Origin of the sequence: Myxococcus eversor (assembly GCF_010894455.1) — a bacterium.
Taxonomy (GTDB): domain Bacteria; phylum Myxococcota; class Myxococcia; order Myxococcales; family Myxococcaceae; genus Myxococcus; species Myxococcus eversor.
Window position 1 is genome coordinate 783,255 of record NZ_JAAIXY010000001.1, and the last position, 24,014, is coordinate 807,268.

The following is a 24,014-nucleotide window of genomic DNA, read 5'->3' on the forward strand; positions in this document are numbered from 1 at the left end:
CCGTGCACGCGGCCCAGGGTGTCCCGCGCGCTTCCGCTCGGAGGGTTGCCCGGTTACCGGTCCAGCGCCGACATGTCCGGGCAGGAGGCGCGCACGCCCTCCGTCGGATTGAGGAAGTCCCAGCTCCGGGAGATGAACGTCACCCGGCCCTGCGCGTCCCAGCACTCGGTGTACTTCGCCCCGACGATGTCCCCCGTGAGGATCTCCAGCAGGGCCGTGCCCCGGCCGTCCGGCGCCCAGCGGGTGACGAGCGCCACGTTCTCCGGCAGTCCCCCCGGAACGAAGTCGGTGCCCCGCATCTCGAAGGTCATCTCCGCCAGGTCTCCCTCCGCCTCGCGGTACATGTACCGCCCCGGGAAGACGTCCGGCAGGGGGCCGAAGTACTCCAGCTCCACCTTCGTCGGAAGCCGCTGCGTCTGGTAGCGGATCTCCTGTCCGTCCAGGAAGTCGACGGAGAAGAGCCACTCCTCCTCGCGCGCGCGCTTCCAGTCGACATAGAGGCGCCCCGTCCCCTTCCGGACGCCCCCGTCGGCCTGGAAGGTGCCCTCGAGGAAGCTCCACCAGTCCCCCTCGCCCCCGCCGGTCCGGCGGTACTGCGTCTGGTAGTCGAACCGCTCGCCTTCGCGGGTCATCACGAAGCGCGTGTCGAACTGCATGTCGTTCTTGCCCAGGACGGGTCCCCACACCCTGCGGTTCGGCTCCCGCTTCGTGGGGGGCAGCTTGGTGATGTTCTCCACGGAGTCGAGCAGGGAGCCAATCGACTCGTTGATGTCGCGCCCTGTCTCATCGGTGTTTCCGACGAGGGTCGACGCGTCACCCAGCTTCTCCATGAGGGCGCTGGGGCTTCCCACCTTGCCCTGGCGCACCAGTCGCTGGCCGGTGCCGCCGCCCATGCGCTCGCCCGGAGTCGTCACCGAGAGGTCCGCGCGCTGGGGCAGGGCGTTGAGGAACTCCAGGTCGTCATTGGAGAAGTCGCCGCCGCACGCGGTCAGGGCCAACAGGAGACAGGCAGGTGCCAGGTGTCGCATCGAAGGCTCCTTCATGGCTGGTACGTGACGAGCGCGCTCAGCTCCCAGAAGCCCAGGGAGCGCTGCTCGTCCACGGTGTAGAGGAGGTAGTGGAGACGGCCCCTGCCCGTCAGGTGCAGGCTCCGCAGCAGTTGCCAGCGCACTCCCCCCACCACGCCCGGAGAGAACATGGCGAACTTCTGGTCCGGGTAGGCCGCGTCCGCGAAGTCGCGCCGCATCACCTGATACGCCATCCGCGCGCCGACGAATGGAGTCACCCGCCCCTGGGGCCACTCGGAGGTGAGCGTCGTGCCCAGGCTCGTCACCGAGTACCGGTACGCGGGCCCCGACAGCGTGGGCAATGTCAGCACCGCCTGCTTCCCGCCCACCGCCACGTCCACGCCCCACACCCAGTCGCGGCGGAAGTAGTCGTGGAGCTGCGCCTCCGCACCCAGCATCCCCACGGACAAAAACAGCGTGTCGCGCGTGGGCGCATCGAGGAACGACTGCACGCCGCCGGACAGGCCCACCGTCCACCATGCACCGCCCTCCGGCGCCGCGCCCTTCACCGGGTCGTCGGAGAACGGCGCGTCTCGCAGCCGCGCCTCCTCCAGCACCACCTGCCGCCCCCGGGAGACCTCCACCTCGCCGATGCGCAGCCGGTCCGACAGACGACGCTTCACGCGGTACGTGCCCGGAGCGAGCGCCACGCGGCGCTCCACGTCGGGCCGCTTGTCCAGCTCCGCCACCACCAAGCCGGCGGGGTCCACGAAGTAGTACGTGCCCGCGGGCGCGAGGCCAGGCACCACGAGCCCGTCACCGCCCGCGCGCAGGTCCGTCAGCACCAGGTCCCCGTTGCCCGCCAGGTCGTAGCTGAACGTCGGGTGCTGCGCGCCTCCGCTGCTGGCCGCCGTGTCCGCCACCGTGCGGGCGTAGGCATGCGAGTACGCCTCGAACAACGTCACCCGTCCGTCGCCGCTCCTGTCCGCGTCTCCCAAGAGGCCGCTGGCCAGGTGGTGGGAGAAGTAGCTGCCGCTCAGCGCGTCCGACTCCTGAGAGTCCTCGTCCGCAGAACTGGAGGTGAGGATGACCAGCCCCCGTGCGTCGCGCGCGGCGCCGGACTCGATTTCGAAGCGGGGCGCCCGTCGCGCGCCCTTGGTGCGCGTCAGCGCTCCGGAGCGGCACGAGTCGAGAATCGCGATGCGGATGTCCGCGGGCGCATTCGACAGCCGCTGCTTGAGGTCCTCGAAGCCCAGCCGGCTGTTGCCCAGGCGGAGCGTGCCGTCCTTCGCGTGGCCGGAGTAGTAGACGAGCAGCGCCGTGCGCTCACCTCGCGATTGAGCCTCCTTCGCCCGCGCCTCCAGCGCCGTCAGCGCCGCGAGGAAGTCCTTGGAGGACTCGTTGAGCAGGAGCTTCGCGTCACCGGGAGCGACACCGCCCAGACGCGTCAGCAGGCCGTGCATCTTTCGCGCATCGTCCTGGGCGAAGCGCAGGGGCCGCGTCTCGTCGCCGCCCTCGTCGTTGCCCGCCACCAGCGCGAAGCGGCGCAGGCTGTCCGCGTGCGCTGCCGACGCGACGAGCAGGAAGAGGGCGGCCAGCGCGCGCCAGGAAGGGGGCAGGGGGAGCCTCATGGCTTGAACAGCATCCAGTGCGTCTGCGCACCCGGCACGTCGAGCGGGGACATCTGCGCCACTTCTCCGTTCGCCGCCGCGAAGGCGCGCCGCGTCGCCTCCACCAGCGACTCCACCGTGAAGGGCTCGTCGCCGAGCACCAGCACCACGCGCTCGGCCCCGGAGCCGGTGAACTCCCAGCTTCCCTCGAGCCAGTGCAGGTCCGCGCCTGGCTCCACGGGCGTGCTCGCGCCGGACTCCGGATGCAGCGCCGTCACCTCGCCGATGGCATCCACGGACACCGCGGCCACGTACCGGTGCGTGCCCGACTTGTAGCCCAGCATCACCCGCTCGCCCGGCTCCAGCGCTTCGATGGAATCCGGCTTCACCTCGCGCTGGGGCCCGGAGCCCCCGCCGATGCGCAGCTCCGCCACGTCCGCGCTGCCCTTGCTCCGATCCCAACCTGGACCCTGGTTCAAGAGCGGTCGGGCCAGCACCACCAGCAGCACCGACGCGGCCAGGGCCACCGTCGTCGCCACCCAGCGCCGGGGGGAGGGCTTCAGGGCCGCCCGCCGCCGCTCCAGCGCGCGCTGCACTTCCAGCTCGAAGCGCTCGAAAGGAATCGCCGCCTCGAAGCCTGCCTGGTTCGACTCGAGGCCACGCAGCACGGCGCCACAGGCGTCGCAGCTCGACGCGTGGGTGCTGGCGCGAGCGGCCTCGGGTGCGGCCAGCTCACCGGCGTGCAGGCGTCGCAGTGTCCACTCAGACTCGTGCGCGCTCATCGGACCTTCAGCTCCTCTCCACCCAGCTCGGCGAAGCGTTCCAGCCGCTTGCGAATCGTGGGCACGGAACGCCCCAGCAACGCGGCCACCTCTTCCAATGTCATCCCGTCCACGTGGTAGTGGACCACCGCCGCTTGCGTCTCCTCGTCCACCCGGGCTAGCAGCCGGCGCACCAGGTCGCGCGTCTCCAGCTCTCCGGCGCCACCGTGGGCCTCGGAGCGTGCCTCCGCGTCCCGCTCGAACCACTGACGCCAGCCCGCGCGCTCCGAGCGGAGCTGGTTGAGACAGTGGTGCGTGGCGATCTTCATCAACCACGTCAGCGGCGAGGCGTCCGCGCGGAAGTCGTCCGCGTGGGTGAGGGCTCGGGCGAACACGTCATGCATCGCGTCCTCCGCCTTCGTCGCGTCCTTCAACAAGTAGCGGCAGCGTCCCATCACGCTGCCGCCATACCGCGTGTACAAGTCGCGCAGGAAGTCACGCCGGTCCGGCTGGGGACCACCTGGGATGACCCTGAGGGCCGGCTGACGGGGACCTGTCACGCGCCGCAGACTAGCGCGAGCGGGCTCACAGCGTGGAGTAGACCGCCGCGTTGAAGCTCCCGCAGGCGCCCACCGCCCCGTAGCCGATGGCCGGGTTGAAGCTCACCGCGTAGTAGACGCTGAGGAAGTTGCTGTCCCAGCACTCGTTGATGGTGGCCTCGCCGAAGAGGTCTCCGCCCGACAGCTTGATGTCCGAGCGACCAAGCCCCGTGCGCTCCCAGCGGCTCTTGATGGACAGCTTCTCCAACTGCGAACGCGAGGGGTCCACGTCGATGTTCTGCTTCACGACGTAGTCCAGCTCGCCCCCCATGCCCGGCGCCTGCTTGAAGCGATAGTTCGCATCCACGAGGGTTCCGCCGCCGGCATCCACCTTGAAGTCCGCCTCCACCGAGGCCACCGTGCCGGGGGCCGTGCGCGCGTAGCGGATCTCCATCGTCGCCACGCCCGTCTCGTCCTCGTTGCCAGGCAGGGCGTTGCTCTTGTCCCAGTCGATGATGAACTGGCCGGAGCCGTAGCCGGAGCGGCGCTCGCCGTTCTCGTCGACCGCCGCCGTGTGCGAGCCGGACAGCACCGTCTTGAAGTTCGTGTCAGGCTCGATCTTGGCCTTGGCCGCCAGCACCCACGAGTAGGTGTCATCGTCGGTGCGCGTGACGGTCAGCTTCCAGGTGGTGGGGCTCAGGGCGTCCGTGTGAGGACCCCACACCGCGACCTCTCCCTGGATGGAGGACGGCGGATACTTGACGATCTCCTCGACCAGGTTGAGCACCGCCAGCGTTCCGCCGTTGATGCTCGCGGCGGCGGCCACGGTGAGGAAGTAGTACTCCGCCGTCTGGCCCTGGGTGTACGCGGCGACCAGTCCCTGGCCGCCCGGACCCGGCGAGGCGACCTCCACCATCTGCTTGGACGGAAGTCCCTGGCGGAACGAATCAGCGTCCTGCTTCGAGTCAGGATCGCATCCAGCGAGCAACAGGGAGGCACACAGCAGGCTCTTGCGCAGCATGGTCCTTCTACCTTTCGGATGGCCCCCGGCGGGCCGTGCGGCAGCGTGTTCGCTCCTATGGACACAGCCCTGGCGAAAAACAGAAAGCGCGCCTGCACGCTCTTTGAAAGCCTTGGGATTCCAGTGGGTTGGAGCTCGCTAGGACGCTCTTCGGGCGACTTCAGCCGGCCGGCGGACGACGGAAATGAACCGTTCCTACCTTTCGCCCATGGAAAAACGACACCCCAACCATCCCGGGGAGATGGGCACTGACGCGTCCCTCGCGGAGCGCGAGCGCACGCCGGATGAAATCAACGCCCGCGCGCGGGCGGTGGGGTTGTTGCGAGACGCGGGGGTGCCCTTCGTGGTGGGAGGCGCGTACGCGTACGCCACCTTCACCGGCATCTACCGGGACACGAAGGACCTGGACCTGTTCCCCCGAAAGGCGGACGCGCTCCGGGCGCTCGAAGTGCTGGAGAAGGACGGCTGGCGCACCGAGCGCACCGACGAGGTGTGGCTCTACAAGGCCTTCAAGGGCGACTACTTCGTCGACTTCATCTTCTCGTCCGGCAACGGCGTGGCGGTGGTCGACGACGAGTGGTTCCAATACGCCAGGACGGCCACCATCTTCGGACACGAGTGCCTGGTGGCGCCCGCGGAGGAGATGATCTGGTCCAAGGCGTTCGTCGTCGAGCGCGAGCGCTACGACGGCGCGGACGTCAACCACCTCATCCTCAAGGCGGGCCGGGAGATGGACTGGGAGCGGCTGATGCGCCGCTTCGACCGGTATTGGGAGGTGTTGCTCAGCCACCTGATGATGTTCCGCTTCGCCTACCCGTCCGAGCGGGACGTGGTGCCGGACTGGGTGATGGCGGAGCTGATGCGCCGCACGCTGGACAGCGTCCACGAGGGGCGCTGGGAGGAGAAGTTGTGTCGCGGCAACCTCGTCTCCAAGGTGAACTACCACGTGGATATCCACCACTGGGGGTTCGGGGACGGGCGGGCCTGGGACGAGAACGAACGACAAGAGGGGGGCGTGCGTGGCGAGGGATCCGAGCTCGAAGATTCGATTGGCGGCGGTCGGTGACCTGCACTGCCGGGATGACCAGCACGGACGCTTTCGACACCTCGTCAAGCAGGTGAACGCCACGGCGGACCTGCTGGTGTTGTGCGGCGACCTCACGGACCGAGGCCTTCTCGAGGAGGGCAAGGTGCTCGCCGAGGAGCTGTCCGCGCTGCGCGTGCCGTGCGCGGCGGTGCTCGGCAATCACGACTACGAGCACGGCCAGGTGAAGGACATCTGCGTCGAGCTCGCGAAGGCGGGCGTCCACATTCTCGATGGGGACCACTTCATCTTCGAGAAGGTGCTCGGCGTGGCGGGTGTGAAGGGCTTCTGCGGCGGCTTCGGCAACGCGACGCTGCAGGCCTTCGGCGAGGCCCAGACGAAGGGCTTCGTGCAGGAGGCGGTGACGGAGTCACTGAAGCTGGAGGCGGCGCTCAGCCACCTGGATACGCCCAGGAAGGTCGTCATCATGCACTACGCCCCCATCCCGGAGACGCTGGAGGGGGAGAACATCGAGCTGCGTCCCTTCCTGGGGACGAGCCGCCTGGCGATGCCCATTGACCACTACGGCGCGGAGGCGGTGTTCCACGGGCACGCGCACCACGGCGCGCTCCAGGGCAAGACGAAGAACGGCATCCCCGTCTTCAACGTGGCCATGCCCCTGCTGGCGAAGAACACGCCCGACCAGCGCTACGTGCTGCTGGAGGTGTGAGCGTCGGACTCGGCGGTGACGACCATTCCCGCTTCCACCTTCACGGGCCAGGACGTCAGCGTCGCGCCCTTGCACGGGCCTCCGACGCACTTCCCGTCCTCGGGCTGGAACAGGGCGCCGTGCCACGAGCAGACGATGAGCTGCTTGTCCGGCGTCAGGTACTTGTCCAACACGCGCGCCAGCGGCAGCCCCGCATGCGGGCACCTGTCCACGTAGCCGTGGACCTCCGCGCCCCTGCGCACGAGGAAGCCGTGGAAGAAGGCCTCGCCAATCTGGAGCACGACGTTGCGCGCGCCCGGGTCCTCCAGCGAGTCCACCGGGCAGAGCTCGACGTCGGGGGGCGTCGTCAGGACGCGCTGCCTCGGAGGCAGGCTCAAGGCAGTCGGGCCTTCTCGAACCCGGCCCAGCAGTCGTCGTAGTCCAGTTGCATCGCCGCCGACTCCATCGCGAAGCGCGTGGGGCGGATGGTCCACCGGGACTCGAACATGAATGCGAGCGTGTCCTGGATTTTGTGCGGCTTCAGGTCCGCGCGGATGGCCTGCTCGTAGCTCGCCCGGTCCGGACCATGGCCGCTCATGCAGTTGTGCAGGGACGCGCCACCCGGAGCAAATCCTCCAGCCTTCGCGTCATAGACACCCTGCACCAGCCCCATGAACTCACTCATCACGTTTCGGTGGAACCACGGCGGCCGGAACGTGTTCTCCGCCACCATCCATCGGGGCGGGAAGATGACGAAGTCGCAGTTGGCCGTGCCCGGCGATTCACTGGGCGAGGTCAGCACCGTGAAGATGGACGGGTCCGGATGGTCGTAGCTCACCGTGTTGATGGTGTTGAACCGCGACAAGTCGTACTTGTACGGCGCCAGGTTGCCGTGCCACGCCACCACGTCGAGCGGCGAGTGGTCGAACTGCGACGCCCACAGGCGCCCCTGGAACTTTTGAATCACGAGCGTGGGGCGGTCCACGTCCTCGAAGGCGGCCACCGGCGTCAGGAAGTCGCGCGCGTTCGCCAGTCCGTTGGAGCCGATGGGCCCCAGGTCCGGCAGGCGGAAGAGGGCGCCGTGGTTCTCACAGATGTAGCCGGCCACCGGCCCCTCGGGCAGCTCCGCGCGGAAGCGCACGCCCCGGGGCACCACGCCCATCTCGCCGGGCCGCAAGTCCAGCACGCCCAGCTCCGTCACGAGCGTGAGCCGCCCGGCCTGCGGAACGATGAGCAGCTCGCCGTCGGCGTCGTAGAACACCTTGTCCGTCATGGACCGGTTGGCGTGGTACAGGTGGATGGCGATTCCCGCCCCCGTGCCCGGGTCCCCGTTGCCCGCGTAGGTGATGAGTCCCTCGACGAAGTCCGTGGGCACCGTCGGCATGGGCTGGGGACTCCAGCGCAGCCGGTTGGGCGTGGGCGGCGTCTCATCGAACGGACCGCTTCGCAGCAGGCCGTGCGGATGGGCCTTGTACGCGGGGTGGTTCGCGCTCGGCCGCAGCCGGTACAACCATGAGCGGCGGTTCTCCCGGCGCGCCACCGTGAAGGCCGTGCCGGAGAGCTGCTCCGCGTAGAGCCCGAACGGGGCGCGCTGCGGTGAGTTGCGGCCCACGGGCAGGGCACCTGGGACTGCCTCCGTGGCGAACTCATTGCCAAAGCCGGAGAGGTAGTCGCCGGGCGCCTGTCGCAGCCCGCTCTTCGGAGGTACAGCGGTTCGATTCTCGAGAGTCACCGTGTCGCTCCTCCGAAGTCGGGCCGAGGACTACTTCCGGGTCTTGTCGACCTTGATGACGCCGCGGCGGATCTGATCCAACTCGATGGACTCGAACAGGGCCTGGAAGTTGCCGTTGCCGAAGCCCTCGTTGCCCTTGCGCTGGATGATTTCGAAGAAGATGGGCCCGAACAGGTTCTCGGTGAAGATCTGAAGCAGCAGGCCTTCCTGCTCATTGCCGTCGATGAGGATGCGGTTCGCCTTCATCCGCGCCAGGTCCTCGCCGTGGTTGGGCACGCGCGAGTCGACCAGGTCGTAGTACGTCTCGATGGTGTCCTGGAGGTCCACGCCGCGAGCGCGCAGCTTCTCGACGGTGGTGTAGATGTCCTGGGTGGACAGGGCCAGGTGCTGGATGCCCTCGCCCTTGTACAGGCGGATGAACTCCTCGATCTGCGACTTCTCGTCCTGGCTCTCGTTGAGCGGAATCCGGATGGCGCGGTCGGGGGCAATCATGGCCTGGCTGAAGAGGCCGGTGGCCTGACCCTTGATGTCGAAGTACTTCTGCTCGGTGAAGCCGAAGATGCGGTTGTAGAAGGACGACCACGTGCGCATCTCGCCCCGGCGCACGTTGTGCGTCAGGTGGTCCAGCGACTCCAGGCCCACGCTGTTGCGGGCCTCGGCCTCGGCGGCGCCGGGAATCTGCACCCACGAGTCGTAGATGGTGCCGCTGGGGCCGTGCCGGTCGATGAGATACAGCAGGCTGCCACCGATGCCCTGGAGGACATAGAAGCCCTCGCCCAGGGAGCTGACGGCGGGGTCGGCCGGCTTGGCGCCGCGCTCCAGCGCCATCTCGTACGCGGTGCGGGCATTGGCCACGCGGAAGGCCATGGCGTTGGCGGACGGGCCGTGGGCGGCGCGGAACTCGGCGGCCTGTCCCGTCTCCTCACGGCTGATGAGCAGGTTGATGTCGCCCTGCTTGTAGCGCACCAGGTCCTTGCTCGGGTGCTTGGAGTAGGCGGTGAACCCCAGCTTCTCCACCAGCTTCACCATCGCCTCGGGAGCGGGGCTCGTGAACTCCACGAACTCGAAGCCATTCAGGCCAATAGGGTTTTCCGCCGTGCTCACCATGACACTGCCTCCACGAGACGTCTTGGGGTGTGCATGGAAGCTAGGGAGCGAGGTCCAAGGAGGAAAGCACAAAGCACTGCCAGAGAATGTCAGCCCGTCGCACAATCTCCCGAGGGAAGGCCCGCGCGAATGCGCACGGGTCGCGCGTCAAAGCGGGCACCGCGCCGCGTTACCTTCAGGACGTAGTGGATTGTCACTACAAGGGCGGGTTCAGCCTCACGGACCGCGTGCTTCGGTGGGCGCCGGAGCCGGAGTGCCCTCCATCAGGTCCTCGGCCCGCATGGGGAGCGCGAGTCCTTCGACGGAGACCTCCATCACCTCGGGCCCGGAGCCGCGCGCGTAGCTCAGGCCCGACTCGTCCGGGACATCGCCACCCAGCCACAGCCTCGCCAGCTCGCGACCCTCCGCGCCCAACAGCACCGCGCCGCGCGAGGCATCGCCAATGCCGTACTTCGCCCAGTTCTTGGGCCGGGCTTCGCCGAAGCTCGAGGCCTTCAGTGTGCCCAGCACGCGCAGCAGGGAGACCACGCGGAAATGCTGAGCCTTGCCCTGCCTGGGCGACTCCACCTGCCACGACTCCGAGCCGCCATCCGTTCCGGCCGTGTTGACCAGGGTGATGGGCGCCACGCCGTTGCCAGGATGGAACACCACGCGTCGCACGTCCTCGCGGCGGAAGTTCAGCACGTGCTTGTCCTTCAACTCCAGGACGTCCACGTCGAGCGCCGCGAGCGCGCTCTCGGGCACCTCGCCCAGCACCGCGTCGGAGCCCTGCTCCCGCAGTGCATGGACGCGAGGCGCACCGTCTTCCATCACCTGGGCCAGCCGGATGCGGACGGGCTCGCCCGAGCGTGGCGTGAAGCGAGCATCGATGAGCGGCGACTCCAGGCCCCACTTCTTCCGCGTCTGTGGGGAGTCCGTGGGGAAGGAGAGCGCCCGGTGCTCCTTCAGATTTTTCAACAATGACGTCACCCGAGCCTCGTCCGCGCGCTCAGGCAGGGGCTTCGTCAGGCGCCACTTCGTCGTGCCTGCCTCGTGCTCCAGCACGTAGCCCCGTTCCTTGGCCCGCACCTCGATGAGCGTCAGCTCGTTCGCCTCCAGGTCGCCGAGCAGCTCCTTCGAGCGCAGCGCGAACGTGTCCTTGTCCAGGCTCCAGCGCACCGAGCCCTGGGCCGCATAGACCTTCGCGTCTCCATCCCGGCGCACATACACGGAGCCATCGAACATGTTCTCGACGCCACCGTGCAGCGTCACCGTGTGCTGACGGCTGGGGACGTCTTCACCTCCGCCGCTCGCATCCGGCAGGAAGGCATGTGCCGTCACGCTGAAGACGGGCGACTTGAGGCCGTACTTCTCCAGGTCCGCGTCGGTGGGGGCGTCCTTCACGAGCGGGCTCGACGCCGTGCTCCCCAGCGTCTCCAGCAGTGCCTCCACGGCGGCGGCCTCCGCGCGGGCCTTCACCGGAGCGACGATGCGCCACGTTCCATCCGGCTCGCGTGCTAGCTCCGTGGTGTCTCCTTGCGCGCGCACGGTGATGCGAGTGAACACGGGCGCCGCGGCCTTTGTGCCCTGCGTCCCGCTCGACGGCGGAGCGAACAGTGGCGCTGCCACCGCCGGAGGCTCGGTCGCTTTCCGCGAAGAACCCTCGGAGCACGCGGACAAGGCCAGCCCGCCCGCACCCAGCGCGAGGACCGCCGCCACCAATCTCTTGCCCGTGGCGCTCACTTGTTCCGCCGCGTCAGCCAGATGGCCAGTCCCAGTCCCATCATCGAGAGGGGGAGCAGGTCCGTGGAGATGAAGCGGATGTGGTCCATGTCGTCCGCGTCCAGCTCCAGCGTCGACACTTCGCGGTCCGGAGGGCGCAGGGTGACCTTGGTCACCTGGTTGGACGCCCAGCCCAGCGCGTTCATCACCAGGTTGCGGTTGGGCTCATGGCCCCAGTTCGGGTCCAACAGCAGCTCGGAGTCGCCCATCACCACGAGCCGCGCCTCGTCGAAGCGCTTGTCCGGCGCGTCCTTCGTGTCGCGAATGATTGCGGCCACCAGCGTGAGCTGACCCGTCTTCTCTCCGTCGGAAGGAACGGCGTTCTCCTCGGGCTTCGTCTCCACCCAGCCGTACTGCGAGGTGTGCACCACGGGCTCCACCCGCACGCCGTCCGCGAGTCCCTCGCGCAGCAGGGTGAGGCTGCGCGGCGTGGGCAGCTCCACGTTCAGCCCGCGCTGACGCAGCGGGAGCACCATCGCGTGGTTGCTGTAGAACCGTGAGAGCACGACATAGGGGTTGCCGCTGTTGAACTGCGCGTCCGCGGCGATGCCCTCGTCCAACTGGATGCCGTACTCGGCCAGCAGCGAGCCCAGGCCATCCTCCAGCCCCGCGTCGGTGAAGTAGAGCAGCCTGCCTCCGCCCGCGAGGTACTTGCGCAGCACCTCCACCTCCGGCGCGGTGAAGCGCACGCGAGCCCCCGCGATGATGACCAGCGAGGCGTCCCGGGGAACGTCCGTCGCGCCCGCCAGGTACATGGCCTCCGCGCCATAACCCTCCTGGAGCAACTGCCTGCGCAGCTCGGACATGGTGGCGCCGGGGTCGTTCGGAGCCGCCTCGTCCTTGGCCAGCGGCCACTCACCGTGACCGGTGACGAAGTACACCCGCTGGGTGCCCACCGCGTTCAGCTTGATGAGCGCATTCGTCAGGTCCTGCTCGGACACGGCCTGGAGCGTCGTGTGAGCCTCTCCGCGCACCAGCACCACGCTCGCCTGGTCTTCCTTGAGCTGGTACTTCGCGACCAGGTCCGGGCTGCGGCGAGCGTCCTTGAAGGTGAACTCAAAGCGCTCCGGGGCCTGCGCGCGGTAGCGCTGGAACAACGTGTCCAACAGTCCATAGGACTCGTGAGTCGGGGGCACGAAGCCGATGGCGAGGACCTTCTCTGGCAGGGCCTCCAGCGTGGCGAGCGTCTGTGGCGCGAGCGTGTGGATGCGCGCGTTCGTCAAATCCCAGCGAAGGCTCTTCTGGAACGCGGCGTAGTTGAGCGCCACCAGTCCGACGAGGACGGCGAGCACGGTGACGCCCGTGCGCAGGAAGAAGAAGCTGGACCGGTGCGAGGCGAGCTTGCCGAAGTGCTTCAGGTTCGTCGCCAGATACACGGCGATGAGCACGAGGCCCAGGCCCGCCTTCACACCCGTGGCGATGGGGCTGCCGGAGGTGATGAAGAGGGTGAAGGGGCTCGACAGCAGCAACAGGAGCCCGAAGGCGCCCAGGTACCGACCGAGGAGGGTCGCGTTCATGTGCGGAGATTCCCTTTCGCGTGAGCGCGGGCCCTGTCAGGCCCAGCGCCGCGCTTCCACGGTGCGGTGGGTGAGCAGCAGCGAGAAGACGATGACGGAGGCGAAGAACACGAACGTCTGCACATCCAGGATGCCCTTGAGCAGGTTCTGGAGCTGCGCGTCGAAGGACAGATACGTCAGCACCGAGCGCAGCGGCTCCTCGGTGGCCTGCGCCACGCCGGACAGCATCATCCACGGCAGCAGCACCGCGAAGGTGAGGAAGGCCGCCAGCATCTGGCTCTCCGTCAGCGCGGAGATGAACATGCCCACCGCCATGCACGTGGCGCCCCACAGCAGGACGCCGCCGTAGCCCAGCAGCACGGTGGACCACTCCAGCGCGGTGCCGGACTCCGCCTGCCCGAATGATGAGAGCACCAGCGGGAAGACGAGCGTGAGGCCCAGCGTCGTGGAGATGATGCCCAGTCCGCCCAGGTACTTGCCCAGGACGATTTCGATGGGGCGCACGGGCGCGGTCATCAGCAGCTCGAACGTCTTGTTGCGCTTCTCCTCCGCGAACAGCCGCATGGAGAGGAAGGGCGCGACGAAGAGGGTGATGACGATGACCATGCCCCACAGCTGCACCATCACCCCGTCGGTGAGGTTGCGGTAGGCGGTCATGTCCGGCGGCATCATCGCCCACGTGACTTCGCGAGCCTGCGCCTGCACCTGCTGGAACGTCGCCAGCAGGTTCACGAAGAAGAAGGACGACAGCGCCACCATCGCGGTGAAGACGCCATAGGCCCACGGGGTGGTGAAGAAGAGGGACAGTTCCTTGCGAGCGATGGCCAGGGCGATGCGCATGGACCGGGGGGTTCCTTGAAGAAGGGGACGGGCGCCGCGCTCAGGCGGCGGTCAGCTTGATGAAGACCTCTTCCAGCGACGCGCTCTCCGAGGTGCCCTGGGAGCCCGCCAGCTTGCGGAGGTCATCGTAGGCGACGATGCGCCCCTGATTGAGGATGAGGACCTTCTCGCACGTCATCGTCACTTCCGGGAGGATGTGCGTGGAGAGGATGACGGTGTGCTTGCCCGCGAGGCCCTTGATGAGCGCGCGCACCTCCGCGCGCTGCGCCGGGTCCAATCCCTCCGTCGGCTCGTCGAGGATGAGGACCTGGGGCGAGCCGAGCAGCGCCTGGGCGATGCCGACGCGCTGCTTGTAGCCCTTGGACAGGTTCTGGATGAGGCGGCCGAGCACGTGCGTGACGCCGGTGAGGCTGGCCACCCGCTCGACTTCGCCCTTGAGCTCTCGGGAGGGCAGGCGCTTGAGCGCCGCGACGAACTTCAGGTACCCGTGCACCGTCATATCCGGGTAGAGGGGCGGCGTCTCCGGCAGGTAGCCGATGCGGCGCTTCACCTCCAGCGGATGGGTGAAGACGTCGAAGCCTCCCACGCGGGCGACTCCTTCCGATGGCGGGAGGAAGCCGGTGAGAATCTTCATCGTCGTGGACTTGCCCGCGCCGTTGGGCCCGAGGAAGCCGAGGATTTCGCCCTCTTCGACGCTGAAGGTGAGGTCGTCGATGGCCACGCGGTCGCGATACCGCTTGGTGAGGTGCTGTACCTCGATCATCGCCATGGGCAGGCTCCAGGAGAGACGCGCTCGACCCTGGGCCGCCGGCCGTGGAGGTGTTTCTCGGACGGCCCGGGCAGACCGCCGCCGACTATAGGGGTCGATCCTGGGGTGTCAAGGCGACGCCCGGTGCTCGGCTCGGGTGCTTCCCCGCGCTGGCCGGGCTCCTGCAAGACTGCGCTTCGGTGTGGTTCCCCGGACACGCCCAACAGGGGTAGTGAGACGCTCATGCCTATCGTGGTCCAGAAGTACGGCGGCTCGTCGGTGGCCGACGTGGAGAAGATTCGCAAGGTGGCGCGGCGGGTGAAGGACAAGCGCGACGCCGGGTACCAGGTGGTGGTGGTGGTGAGTGCCATGGGCGACACCACGGACGAACTGCTCGCCCTGGCCAAGCAGGTGTCCCCGGACCCCGCGCGACGCGAGCTGGACATGCTGCTGACGTGCGGTGAGCGCATCTCCATGGCGCTGCTCTCCATGGCGCTCCAGGAGATGGAGGTGCCGGCCATCAGCTTCACCGGCAGCCAGAGCGGCATCATTACGAACGACGCGCACGCGCAGGCGCGCATCGTCGAGGTGCGGCCCTATCGCATCCATGACGAGCTGGCGCGCGGCAAGGTGGTCATCGTCGCCGGCTACCAGGGCGTCTCGTACAAGAAGGAAGTGACGACGCTGGGGCGTGGAGGCTCGGACACCACGGCGGTGGCGCTGGCCGCGGCGCTGGAGGCGGAGGCGTGTGAAATCTACTCCGACGTGGACGGCATCTTCAGCGCGGACCCGCGCGTGGTGCCGGACGCGCGCAAGCTGGAGTCGCTCAGCTACGACGAGATGCAGGAGCTGGCGAGCGCGGGCGCCAAGGTGCTCAACGCGCAGGCGGTGGAATGGGCGAAGTCGCGAGGCATCGCCATCCTCGCGCGCACGGCGCATGCGCCGGGCAACGGCACGGAGGTGCGCGAGCTGACGGCGCCGTCGGACCACCGGGTGAAGGGCGTCACCGCGGACGCGGAGCTGGCGGTGCTGGCGGTGAGCGAGCAGGTGCCTCTGCCGGAGCTGTTGGAGTTCCTCGATGCCCGAGGCGTGCGAGGCCGCTCCCTGGGCTTCGACGGGCTGCGGGGCGGCGCCGGCCACGCGTATCTCCTCGTCCCGCTGGCGGACATCCACGGCCCTGAGGCGCTGCGCAAGGAGCTGGCCACGCGCTTCGACGGCGCGGTGTCGTGGCGCGAGGAGCAGGGCACCGTCACCTGCGTGGGCGTGGGGCTCAACGCGGACTGGGCGCCGCTGCGTCAGGCCCTGGCGGTGGCGGAGGAGCTGGGCGCGAAGGTGCATGCGGCCCACACGTCGCCACTCCAGCTCACGCTGCTCGTGGACAAGCCCCACCTCAAGCCGCTGACGGCGAGGCTGCACCGCGAGCTGCTCGGAGGGTGAAGCGCGTGAGGACCTCCAGGCTTGTCGCCAGGAGGTCCCCCGTACCTTCTTGCTACTCGGTGAGCGTGGCGGTGGCGGTTTGCGCACCCGCCGCGCAGTCGGACTCCACCGCGCCGACATCGGGCGCGGAGCCGCAGAAGGGCAGGCCCAGGTCCATGCCCCGGTCCACCGCTCCAGCGCCTGGCATGAAGTCGTTCGTGTCCACCAGCGCGGTGTCGGACTCGTCCGAGCTCGTGTCCTGGCCTTGCTGCTTCCAGGCCGCGAGCAGCTCACCCACCCAGGAGTCCTCGGGGATGAAGAAGTTGCCCGTCGTGAAGTTCGCGCCCGGCTGGTAGACATTGGCGGACATGTCCAGCCCGGAGGTGTAGGGCCCCAGGTTGACGGCGTTGCGCGTGACGAAGAGGTTGTTGCGCACCGCCACGTTGGTGGAGTCGCCGCCGGTGCCGTGTCCGAGCACCAGCGCGAAGCCCTTCGTCCCGGTGACGGTGTTGTGCAGCACGCGCACGTCGACGCCGTTCTCGATTCGGATGGCGGAGCCCTCGGGCATCTTCAGCGAGTGGATGCGATTGCGCCGCACGGAGACGTTGGTCGGCGGAGCACCCACCCGGTTTCCGCCCACGGCGATGCCCAGCGCGGCGTCGGAGATGTCGTTGTCCTCCAGGATGATGTTCTTCGCGGAGTAGTGCACCACCACCGCCTCGCCCCGTGACGTGGTCGACTTGGTGAAGCCGTGCATGCGGTTGCCGCGCACCGTGACGTCGTGGCACGTCTTGAGGTCCACGGCATTCTCACGGTTGTCGTACATGTCGTTGTCCTCGATGAGGACCCCGCTCGCGGGAGCGTCATTGCTGAAGCCCTCGGGCCCGAGGCACTGCACGGAGTCACCCGAGTTGTCGTGGATGTCGTTGCCGCGCACGGTGATGTTCTTCGACGTGGGCGCGATGACGACGCCGTGCGAGTCGTCGGCCCCCCGGGCGAAGTGGTGGATGTGGTTGTTCTCGATGGTGACGCCGCGCGCGCTGGCATCGGTGCTGATGCCGCTGCCGAAGGAGCCATGGTGCAGCTCATTGTTGGCCAGCACCGTGCCTTGGGTGTCTCCAGCGAAGGTGACGGCGATCTGCCGCGCGCCCTTCACGTCGAACTCGAAGCCCTCGATGCGCCAGTTCGGGCGCTGCACCAGGACCATGTACCAACCGGCGGAGGTGGGCACGAGCTTGGGCATACCCTCGCCGCGCAGGGTGATGGGAGCGCTGGCGGTGCCGGCGCGGACGTTGGAGTCGAGCACCAGCTTCTCCGCATAGGTGCCCTGCTGGACGCGGATGATTTCACCGGGCCCCACCAGGGTGAGCGCCTTGGCGATGGTGCGAAGCGGCCTGGCCTGCGTGCCCGCGGCGGTGTCATTGCCCGACGGGCTGACGTACCACTCGCGCGAATACTGGGGCGGCGCCGGCTCCTCGGTGGGCGAGGGCCCTGGAGTGGGCGTGGGCGTCGGGACCTCCGTCACGGGAGGCGACGTCGGCTCGGGTGAGGGCTGGGTGGGAGTGCCCGTCGAGGGAGGCGAGGGACGGGTGGGGAGGGAAATGGTGCCCGAGGGGGAGGGGGGCTCCTTGTTTCCGTTACAGGCGAGGGCTCCCACGGAGAAAGCTCCGAGGAGGCACAGGCTGCGCAGCGTGGACATAGGGGGGTCGACTCCTCTGGGGGTTGAGCGAGCCAAGGAACGTTCGAGGGGGCGAGCGCTATTCTGCTTCCCCGCGCCGTCCGTTCCCTCGTACAGCAGGCGGCCTGTCATCCTTCCCGCGCGTGATGCACTGGTGAAGGAGCGCCGTGGCTCGGTGCCCAATCGCTATCACGAACTTGATGCGAAATGGAAAGGGCCCCTCGGCCGCACTACTGACGAGGGCCAGGGGCTCGCGGGGACTGTCGTTGAGCAGGGGAGCGCGCGCCCACACGCGACTGTTGAATGGCACGCAGTGATGAGGGCCTGGAGGGCGAGACGGGAGCCGAGGCCCACGTGCCTACAGTGCGCTCCCTCGCACGCCGACAGTCACGTGGACATCGTGCGACCTGACCCGATTGGAGGAACGCCCATGGCCCTGCAGAACGACTACAAGGACGTGCTCGACGTGGCGAAGACGATTGGCGCGAAGGTCGAGTCCCGCGAGGAGGGTGGAAAGCTCATCCTCAAGGGCTCGGTGGACTACGCGTGGGACCGTGACCGCATCTGGGACCAGATCAAGGCGAAGCACGCGCAGTGGCAACAGGAGGTCATGGTGAACCTCACCGTGACGAACGCGGAGCCGTATGGCCTCTACACGGTGAAGTCCGGCGACACGCTGGGCAAGCTGGCCAAGGACATCTACGGCGACGTGAAGCTGTACCCGAAGATTTTCGACGCCAACAAGGACCAGCTCAAGGACCCGGACCACATCAAGGTGGGCCAGGTGCTCAAGCTGCCGCCCAAGTCGATCGCCAACGCCTGAGTGGTCCGTCGTGCCGAGGGGGCCTCAGGGCTCTCTCGGCGCGCTCCCGTGCACCTTCGCTCGGGCCGCCCTTGTCGCGAGTGGTCAGCGGCTCGGTGATGGGGAACGGTTAGGGCAGCAGGCCCGGGATGGTTCCCCCGGGCCTGGGGGCGATGTGGAACCGGATGCTGCCCGGCGCCAGCATGCACGAGGACGGCACGGGCGCGGAGAGGATGGCGCCGTGCGGAGGGCGCGTGCACAAGCCCAGCATCTGAGGCGCGGAGTACGGCGACCAGGGCTGCTCCGTGAAGGACTCCACGGTGCCTCTTCGAGGTGGCGGTGCCTCGTCCTCGTCGGCTTCGGCGGGCTCGTCGAGCAGGGCGAGCGATTCGCCCGGCAGCGGCGTCGTGTCCGGAACGAAGGTGATGCCCTCGGGAATCGGCTCCTCGCGGTCCGCTCGGCCGATGATGTCCTCGATGCGCTCGGTGCCCTCGTCCTTCACCGCTCGAGGCGCGGTGGCGCACGCGCCCAGGAACGACGCTGACAGGAGCGTGGCGAGCACTCGGCGTGGAGGAGACCAGGCGGGACGGGGCATGGGCATCAGGGCTGCTCGCTCGGGTTCAGGGGACAGCGGCGCGTGGAGCCTCGTTCTCAGCGCGGATGGGCAGAACTTCCGACATGTTCGCTCGGGAAGGGGGAGCAGGGGAAGCGGCGCTGGCTCGGACTGAATAGGAGTCGGTCGTGGGACATCGCTCGGGCGCTGGAGGACTTTCTCCACATGCTTCGTCCGGAGCCGGGGCCGCGCCACGCCGCGCGCCGAAGTGTTCCTCGTTCCTCGGGGTAGGGCGAGGGCGTTGGAGCGCACTTCTTCCCGAGAGGGAGGAAGAGGCCTCGCCAGGATGCTCGCTCCGCATGGAGCGGCCTTCCGTGGTCCGCCGCCCACGCCATTCCTAGCTTGCCCGGAGGTGGAGCGCGGAGGTCGTCGACCATGCTGTGTCAGAACTGCCGGACCCGCCCAGCCGCGGTCATGCTCAAGAAGCGGATGAACGGGCAGGAGACGACCCTCAACTTCTGCAACCACTGCGCGAGCGCGATGGGCGTGGGGCTGGGGGACGCGAACGGGTTCGGCAGTCTGGAGAGCCTCGTCGAGCAGATGATGGGGCCGCGTCCACGAGGTCGGGAGAATCTCCTGACGCAGCTCTCCGAGATGGCGCAGCAGGTGCTGGAGCGCGCGGCGCGGATGACACTCGACTCGGGCTACGAGCGGATGCGCATCGAGCACCTGTTGCTGTCGCTGATGCACTCCGTGCCAGAGCTGCGCGAGTCGCTGAAGCACGCGGGCGCGCCCGTGGACGAGTTCGAGGCCCGTCTGGACGCGGTGATGCCCCGACGCGAGCCACGCAAGGCGCAGGGCGTGGCGCTGTCCTCCGGCGTGAAGAGGGTGCTCCAGATTGCCCGCCTCCAGGCGCTCCAGATGGGGCACAGCTTCATCGGTCCCGAGCACCTGCTGCTCGGTGTCCTGATGGAGGGAGAGAGCTACGCCGCGCAGTTCCTCTCGGGCGTCGATGTCAACGAGCTGCGCAAGCGGCTGCTCGCCTCGGTGGGAGGCCCGTCGGCGCCGTCGGCGGGAGGCGGTGGGCGGCAAGGCAGTGGAGGACTTCCGCCGAACCTCACGTGCTTCACGAGAGATTTGTCGGTGCTGGCACGAGCGGGAGAGCTGGACCCCGTCATCGGCCGAGAGAAGGAGATCAGCCGCGTCATCCGCATCCTGAGCCGCAAGACGAAGAACAACCCGGTGCTCATCGGCGAGCCGGGCGTGGGCAAGACGGCCATCGCGGAGGGACTGGCCCAGCGCATCGTCGCGGGAGAAATCCCGGAGGTGCTCAAGGGCAAGCGCGTGTTGTCGCTGGACCTGGGGAGCGTGCTGGGCGGCACGAAGTTCCGGGGCGAGTTCGAGGAGCGCTTCAAGGGGCTGATGGACGAGATTCGCGCCCTCAAGGGGCAGATCATCCTCTTCATCGACGAGGTGCACACGGTGGTGGGCGCCGGTGGCGCCGAGGGCGCGGTGGATGCGTCCAACCTGCTCAAGCCGGCGCTGGCACGAGGCGAGCTGCAGTGCCTGGGCGCCACGACGCTGGAGGAGTACCGGAAGAACATCGAGAAGGATGCCGCGTTGGAGCGCCGCTTCCAGCCCGTCATGGTGGCCGAGCCCACGCCGGAGCAGGCCATCGAGATTCTGCGAGGGCTGCGCGACGCGTACGAGGCGCATCACCGCGTGAAGATTCTCGACACGTCGCTCACCGCGTCCGTCGAGCTGTCGGACAAGTACGTCAACGACAGGTTCCTGCCGGACAAGGCCATCGACCTGCTCGACGAGGCCTCCGCCATGGTGCGGCTGGGTGCGCGCACCGCGCCGGACCGACTGGGCGAATTGGAGGAGATGCTCGCGCAGAAGGAGAAGGACAAGAGCGCGGCGGTGGCGGGGGAGCGCTACGAGGAGGCGAGCCGGCTCAAGGGCGAACTGGACACGCTGCGCACGGAGCTGGAGGGTCTGCGCACGCAGTGGCAGCTCAAGCGTGGTGTCACCGAGCCCACCGTGACGCCCGAGGACATCGCCACCGTGGTGAGCGAGTGGACGGGAATCCCCGCGCGCAAGCTGCAACAGGAAGAGAGCCAGCGACTGCTGGAGATGGAGGCCGCGCTGAAGCAGCGCGTGGTGGGACAGGAGGACGCGCTGCGCGCCATCTCCGAGGCGGTGCGCCGGGCGCGCGCGGGCTTGAAGGACCCGAACCGTCCCATCGGCTCGTTCCTGTTCCTGGGCCCCACGGGCGTGGGCAAGACGGAGACGGCGCGTGCGCTGGCCGAGTACCTGTTCAACGACGAGGCCGCGATGATTCGCCTGGACATGTCCGAGTTCCAGGAGCGCCACACGGTGAGCCGGCTCATCGGCGCGCCCCCGGGCTACGTGGGCTACGAGGAGGCGGGGCGACTCACGGAGGCGGTGCGCCGCAGGCCGTATTCGGTGCTGCTCTTCGACGAGGTGGAGAAGGCGCACCCGGACGTGTTCAACCTGCTGCTGCAGATGCTCGACGACGGGCGCCTCACGGACTCCCGTGGCCGCACGGTGGACTTCAAGAACACGGTCATCATCATGACGTCCAACCTGGGCTCGGAGGCGATGGGGGCCGCGAGGGCGGCGCTCGGCTTCCAGAGCTCGGCGGACGAGGACCGCACGGGACGGGAACGGGCCAGCGAGGCGGTGATGAACGCGCTGCGCGGACACTTCCGGCCGGAGTTCATCAACCGCATCGACGAAATCATCGTCTTCCACTCGCTCAACCCGGAGCAGCTCCGCCGTATCGTCGACACGATGCTGGAGGCCACGCGCCGCAAGCTGCATGGGCAGAACGTGGGCCTGGAGCTGACGGACGCCGCACGCGACGCGCTGGCCGAGCGAGGCTTCGAGCCGCGCTATGGTGCCCGTCCGCTTCGCCGCGTCATCCAACGCGAGCTGGAGACGGAGCTCAGTCGGATGATGCTCCGAGGAGAGCTGCGCGAGGGCCAACGCATCCGCGTCGACTTCCAGGACGGACGCTTCGTCTTCCACCCGGAACCCGGGGCGCGCGAGGAGCCCGAGCAGAAGGCCCCCGAGCCACCGGCGTCGTGAGTGCCTGGCGTCTGCTCAGGGCGCGGCGCGGGTGTTGTCGAGAATCCACGCGAGATAGGGCGCGTGGCCATCGGCGATGTCGACGCGGAGCACCTCGGGTACCTGGTAAGGGTGCAGCGAGACGATGCGAGCCCGCAGGGATTCGAAGAGCGTGGCCCTCGTCTTGAAGAGGATGAGCGCCTCCGCGTCGTCCTGCACCTTGCCTTCCCAGCGATAGATGGAGCGCAGGCCGGGAAGGATGTTGCCGCAGGCGGCGAGCTGTTCCTCGACGAGCGTCCGCGCCAGCTCCGCGGCCTTGTCGGCGGAGGGCGCGGTGACGAGGACCAGGATGGCGTCAGTCATGCGCCCGGGTCACCGCGCGGCGCCGCGAATTCCGGTGGGCGGCTGGTGCAGCGTGTCCATCTCCTGTCGGGTGCGTCGCCGGTCCGGCGTGTCCTTGGGCAGCTCCACGAAGGTGCACATCTCGCAGAGGCGGCTGTAGATGCGCTCTCCCACGCGCTCGCGCAGCAGCTCCGCCTCCTTCACCACGGCCTTCGCGTCTTCCGTCGTCCGGTAGCCCGTGGGGCTCAGGGGGCGCTGCTTCTTCTCGGGCTCCAGCGAGTAGTTCGTCGCGAACAGCGTGGTGCGGCCCGCGTTGTAGCGGCGGGCGATGAGTTCATCCAATGTCTCCATCTCGAACGGGCTGCCACGTCCCTTGCCCAGCTCGTCGATGGCCAGCACCTCCACCTCGGACAGCGGCCCGATGATTTCGCCGCCGCTCTTTCCGTCCTGGAAGCCTCGGCGGATGGTGGCGTAGAGCAGCGAAATCTCCACGTAGCGCGCGCGCACGCCCATCTCGATGACGAGGTGGCCCAGCGTCGCCGCCAGCAGGTGCGTCTTCCCGGTGCCCACCGGACCGCTCAGGATGAAGCCCTTGGACGTGGCGCCCTTCACGTACTGGTGGCCGAAGTGCATCGCCACGCCACGGCCCCGGTCCTGGGCCTCGTTGAAGGCGCGGTAGTTGTCGAAGGACGCGTGCGCCATCACGCCGGGCATCCGCACGTCGTTGAAGATGGCCACCCGCCGCCGTCGTCGCGTGCAGGTGCACGGCTCCATCACCTCGTACTGCTTGGGCCCGACCTTCTTGCTGTAGACGCCCTCGCGCTCCACCAGCACGTGGCCCCGCCCGCCGCAGATGGAGCAGTTCTCCGAGCACACGCAGACGCGCGCCTGGGCCTGGTCTCCCTGCCGTTCGATGACATACGTCCGGCCGGCACAGACGCGGCACCCGTCCCCAGTCGCCTTCGCTCCCACACCCGTCTCGCGCATCGCCATAGCAGAACCCTTCGCCGCCTCCTCGCAAACTGAACGGGCGAGCAGTAGTGCCGCGCTTTCAGACTTCCTTCACGCCCAGTCGCCGCCGCACCGCCGCCACCACCCGGAATCGCCGGGACAGCCTCCGCGCGCGCACCGACATCACCTGCTGTTCAGAACCCACCGAAAGCGCGTCGCGCCACACCTCGCGTCGCTGCCCGAAGGGAAGGGCCCTCAGAAGCGCCAGGAAACTCAAGGCTTCCTGCGCATCGAACGCCGCCGGCTCTCCCGGAATGGTCGCCAGCACCGTGCCGCGCAGCCATGCCACGCGAGGCGCCAGGGCCTGCTCCCGCCCCGCCAGGTCTTCCAATGCGTCGACGAGCCGGGCGTGTCGGGTCTCCTCCCACGACAGCGCCTTCCGACGTCTGGAGGGAGCTTCAGGGGCCGGTGTCTCACCCGCGCCCGCCGTCAGCGAGCGGTACTTCTTGATCTCCGCGTCCACCTGCCGCCGGCACGCGCGCAGGTTGCGCAGCACGGGCTCACCGGGACGCGCATCCCACAGCGCCTTCTCCGCCGAGCGGGAGATGCCGCGCGCCACCACCTCGAACGGGACGCCTTCCCGCGCCCACGCGGTCAGCAACTCTGAGTCCAGAGCCGAGAGCATGAGCCCCGCGCCACGCACCGCGAGGAAGTAGTCCTGCACCAGCTCTTCGAAGCTGGCGCTCTCCGGCAACAGACTCATGATCCGACACCCACTCCGAGCAGGGCGGCCGGGCAGACGG

22 protein-coding genes are annotated in these 24,014 nt (G+C 68.4%); 5 read left to right on the forward strand and 17 right to left on the reverse strand.

Going from position 1 to position 24,014, the window contains the following annotated elements; translation table 11 throughout:
- Positions 1 to 53 precede the first annotated feature (53 nt).
- Genes G4D83_RS03220 through G4D83_RS03240 form a run of 5 tightly spaced genes read right to left on the reverse strand, consistent with a single transcriptional unit; the run spans position 54 to position 4,938 of the window.
- Positions 54 to 1,028, reverse strand: a complete 975-nt coding sequence (locus G4D83_RS03220) for a hypothetical protein (protein WP_240356114.1) — start codon at positions 1,026 to 1,028, stop codon at positions 54 to 56.
- Positions 1,029 to 1,039: 11 nt separating this feature from the next.
- Positions 1,040 to 2,638, reverse strand: a complete 1,599-nt coding sequence (locus tag G4D83_RS03225; protein ID WP_163862616.1) for a caspase family protein — start codon at positions 2,636 to 2,638, stop codon at positions 1,040 to 1,042.
- Entirely contained in the window at positions 2,635 to 3,399 is a 765-nt protein-coding gene (locus tag G4D83_RS03230; RefSeq protein WP_163862619.1) for an ACP synthase, read from the reverse strand. Before G4D83_RS03230 ends, G4D83_RS03225 begins: the two co-directional genes overlap by 4 nt.
- Positions 3,396 to 3,938, reverse strand: coding sequence for an RNA polymerase sigma factor (locus tag G4D83_RS03235; protein WP_163862622.1), 543 nt, complete (start codon positions 3,936 to 3,938; stop codon positions 3,396 to 3,398). Before G4D83_RS03235 ends, G4D83_RS03230 begins: the two co-directional genes overlap by 4 nt.
- A gap of 25 nt (positions 3,939 to 3,963) precedes the next feature.
- Positions 3,964 to 4,938 carry a hypothetical protein gene (locus G4D83_RS03240; RefSeq protein ID WP_163862625.1) on the reverse strand — a complete coding sequence of 325 codons (975 nt, stop codon included), beginning with the start codon at positions 4,936 to 4,938 and terminating at the stop codon, positions 3,964 to 3,966.
- A gap of 241 nt (positions 4,939 to 5,179) precedes the next feature.
- On the opposite strand from G4D83_RS03240, the gene G4D83_RS03245 reads away from it, so the two are divergent.
- Together G4D83_RS03245 and G4D83_RS03250 are read left to right on the forward strand one after the other, a co-directional pair.
- Entirely contained in the window at positions 5,180 to 6,004 is an 825-nt protein-coding gene (locus G4D83_RS03245) for a nucleotidyltransferase (RefSeq protein WP_176435411.1), read from the forward strand.
- A complete protein-coding gene (locus tag G4D83_RS03250; protein WP_163862631.1) occupies positions 5,988 to 6,692 on the forward strand; it encodes a metallophosphoesterase family protein in 705 nt (234 codons plus the stop codon). The genes G4D83_RS03245 and G4D83_RS03250 overlap by 17 nt, the downstream gene beginning before the upstream one ends.
- On the opposite strand, the gene G4D83_RS03255 is transcribed toward G4D83_RS03250, so the two are convergent.
- The 7 genes from G4D83_RS03255 to G4D83_RS03285 all read right to left on the reverse strand — a co-directional run bounded on the left by G4D83_RS03255 (position 6,671) and on the right by G4D83_RS03285 (position 14,391).
- The gene (locus G4D83_RS03255) at positions 6,671 to 7,069 is read right to left on the reverse strand and encodes a Rieske (2Fe-2S) protein (RefSeq protein ID WP_163862634.1); all 399 of its coding nucleotides are present in this window, start codon (positions 7,067 to 7,069) and stop codon (positions 6,671 to 6,673) included. The genes G4D83_RS03250 and G4D83_RS03255 overlap by 22 nt on opposite strands.
- On the reverse strand, positions 7,066 to 8,403 hold the full coding sequence (gene hmgA / locus G4D83_RS03260; RefSeq protein WP_163862639.1) for a homogentisate 1,2-dioxygenase: 1,338 nt from the start codon (positions 8,401 to 8,403) through the stop codon (positions 7,066 to 7,068). Before hmgA ends, G4D83_RS03255 begins: the two co-directional genes overlap by 4 nt.
- A 30-nt stretch (positions 8,404 to 8,433) precedes the next feature.
- Complete coding sequence (gene hppD, locus G4D83_RS03265) at positions 8,434 to 9,510, reverse strand: 4-hydroxyphenylpyruvate dioxygenase (protein WP_163862642.1); 1,077 nt, start codon at positions 9,508 to 9,510, stop codon at positions 8,434 to 8,436.
- A gap of 216 nt (positions 9,511 to 9,726) precedes the next feature.
- Positions 9,727 to 11,055: a DUF4340 domain-containing protein gene (locus tag G4D83_RS03270; protein ID WP_240356115.1), complete on the reverse strand. Its 1,329-nt coding sequence runs from the start codon at positions 11,053 to 11,055 to the stop codon at positions 9,727 to 9,729.
- Between the two features lie 173 nt (positions 11,056 to 11,228).
- Positions 11,229 to 12,788 (reverse strand): GldG family protein, encoded by a 1,560-nt coding sequence (locus tag G4D83_RS03275; protein WP_163862649.1) that lies wholly within the window; start codon positions 12,786 to 12,788, stop codon positions 11,229 to 11,231.
- A gap of 36 nt (positions 12,789 to 12,824) precedes the next feature.
- A complete protein-coding gene (locus tag G4D83_RS03280) occupies positions 12,825 to 13,628 on the reverse strand; it encodes an ABC transporter permease (protein ID WP_163862651.1) in 804 nt (267 codons plus the stop codon).
- A gap of 40 nt (positions 13,629 to 13,668) precedes the next feature.
- Complete coding sequence (locus G4D83_RS03285) at positions 13,669 to 14,391, reverse strand: ABC transporter ATP-binding protein (RefSeq protein ID WP_163862809.1); 723 nt, start codon at positions 14,389 to 14,391, stop codon at positions 13,669 to 13,671.
- Between the two features lie 228 nt (positions 14,392 to 14,619).
- On the opposite strand from G4D83_RS03285, the gene G4D83_RS03290 reads away from it, so the two are divergent.
- Complete coding sequence (locus tag G4D83_RS03290) at positions 14,620 to 15,813, forward strand: aspartate kinase (RefSeq protein ID WP_163862654.1); 1,194 nt, start codon at positions 14,620 to 14,622, stop codon at positions 15,811 to 15,813.
- Positions 15,814 to 15,865: 52 nt separating this feature from the next.
- Here G4D83_RS03290 and G4D83_RS03295 read toward each other — a convergent pair whose 3' ends face one another.
- Positions 15,866 to 17,491, reverse strand: a complete 1,626-nt coding sequence (locus G4D83_RS03295; protein WP_163862656.1) for a right-handed parallel beta-helix repeat-containing protein — start codon at positions 17,489 to 17,491, stop codon at positions 15,866 to 15,868.
- Between the two features lie 409 nt (positions 17,492 to 17,900).
- On the opposite strand from G4D83_RS03295, the gene G4D83_RS03300 reads away from it, so the two are divergent.
- Entirely contained in the window at positions 17,901 to 18,293 is a 393-nt protein-coding gene (locus G4D83_RS03300; RefSeq protein ID WP_163862658.1) for a LysM peptidoglycan-binding domain-containing protein, read from the forward strand.
- Between the two features lie 109 nt (positions 18,294 to 18,402).
- On the opposite strand, the gene G4D83_RS03305 is transcribed toward G4D83_RS03300, so the two are convergent.
- Positions 18,403 to 18,867, reverse strand: coding sequence for a hypothetical protein (locus G4D83_RS03305; RefSeq protein ID WP_163862660.1), 465 nt, complete (start codon positions 18,865 to 18,867; stop codon positions 18,403 to 18,405).
- Between the two features lie 393 nt (positions 18,868 to 19,260).
- Here G4D83_RS03305 and G4D83_RS03310 point away from each other — a divergent pair, with 393 nt between their 5' ends.
- Positions 19,261 to 21,939: an ATP-dependent Clp protease ATP-binding subunit gene (locus G4D83_RS03310; protein WP_163862662.1), complete on the forward strand. Its 2,679-nt coding sequence runs from the start codon at positions 19,261 to 19,263 to the stop codon at positions 21,937 to 21,939.
- Positions 21,940 to 21,954: 15 nt separating this feature from the next.
- Here G4D83_RS03310 and cutA read toward each other — a convergent pair whose 3' ends face one another.
- From cutA to G4D83_RS03325, 3 genes are read right to left on the reverse strand one after another with little or no spacing between them, the layout of a single operon-like run.
- Complete coding sequence (gene cutA / locus G4D83_RS03315) at positions 21,955 to 22,281, reverse strand: divalent-cation tolerance protein CutA (RefSeq protein WP_163862664.1); 327 nt, start codon at positions 22,279 to 22,281, stop codon at positions 21,955 to 21,957.
- Positions 22,282 to 22,290: 9 nt separating this feature from the next.
- Positions 22,291 to 23,253, reverse strand: a complete 963-nt coding sequence (locus G4D83_RS03320) for an ATP-binding protein (RefSeq protein ID WP_176437068.1) — start codon at positions 23,251 to 23,253, stop codon at positions 22,291 to 22,293.
- 58 nt (positions 23,254 to 23,311) lie between these two features.
- Complete coding sequence (locus G4D83_RS03325; protein WP_163862668.1) at positions 23,312 to 23,974, reverse strand: hypothetical protein; 663 nt, start codon at positions 23,972 to 23,974, stop codon at positions 23,312 to 23,314.
- Positions 23,975 to 24,014: the final 40 nt, after the last annotated feature.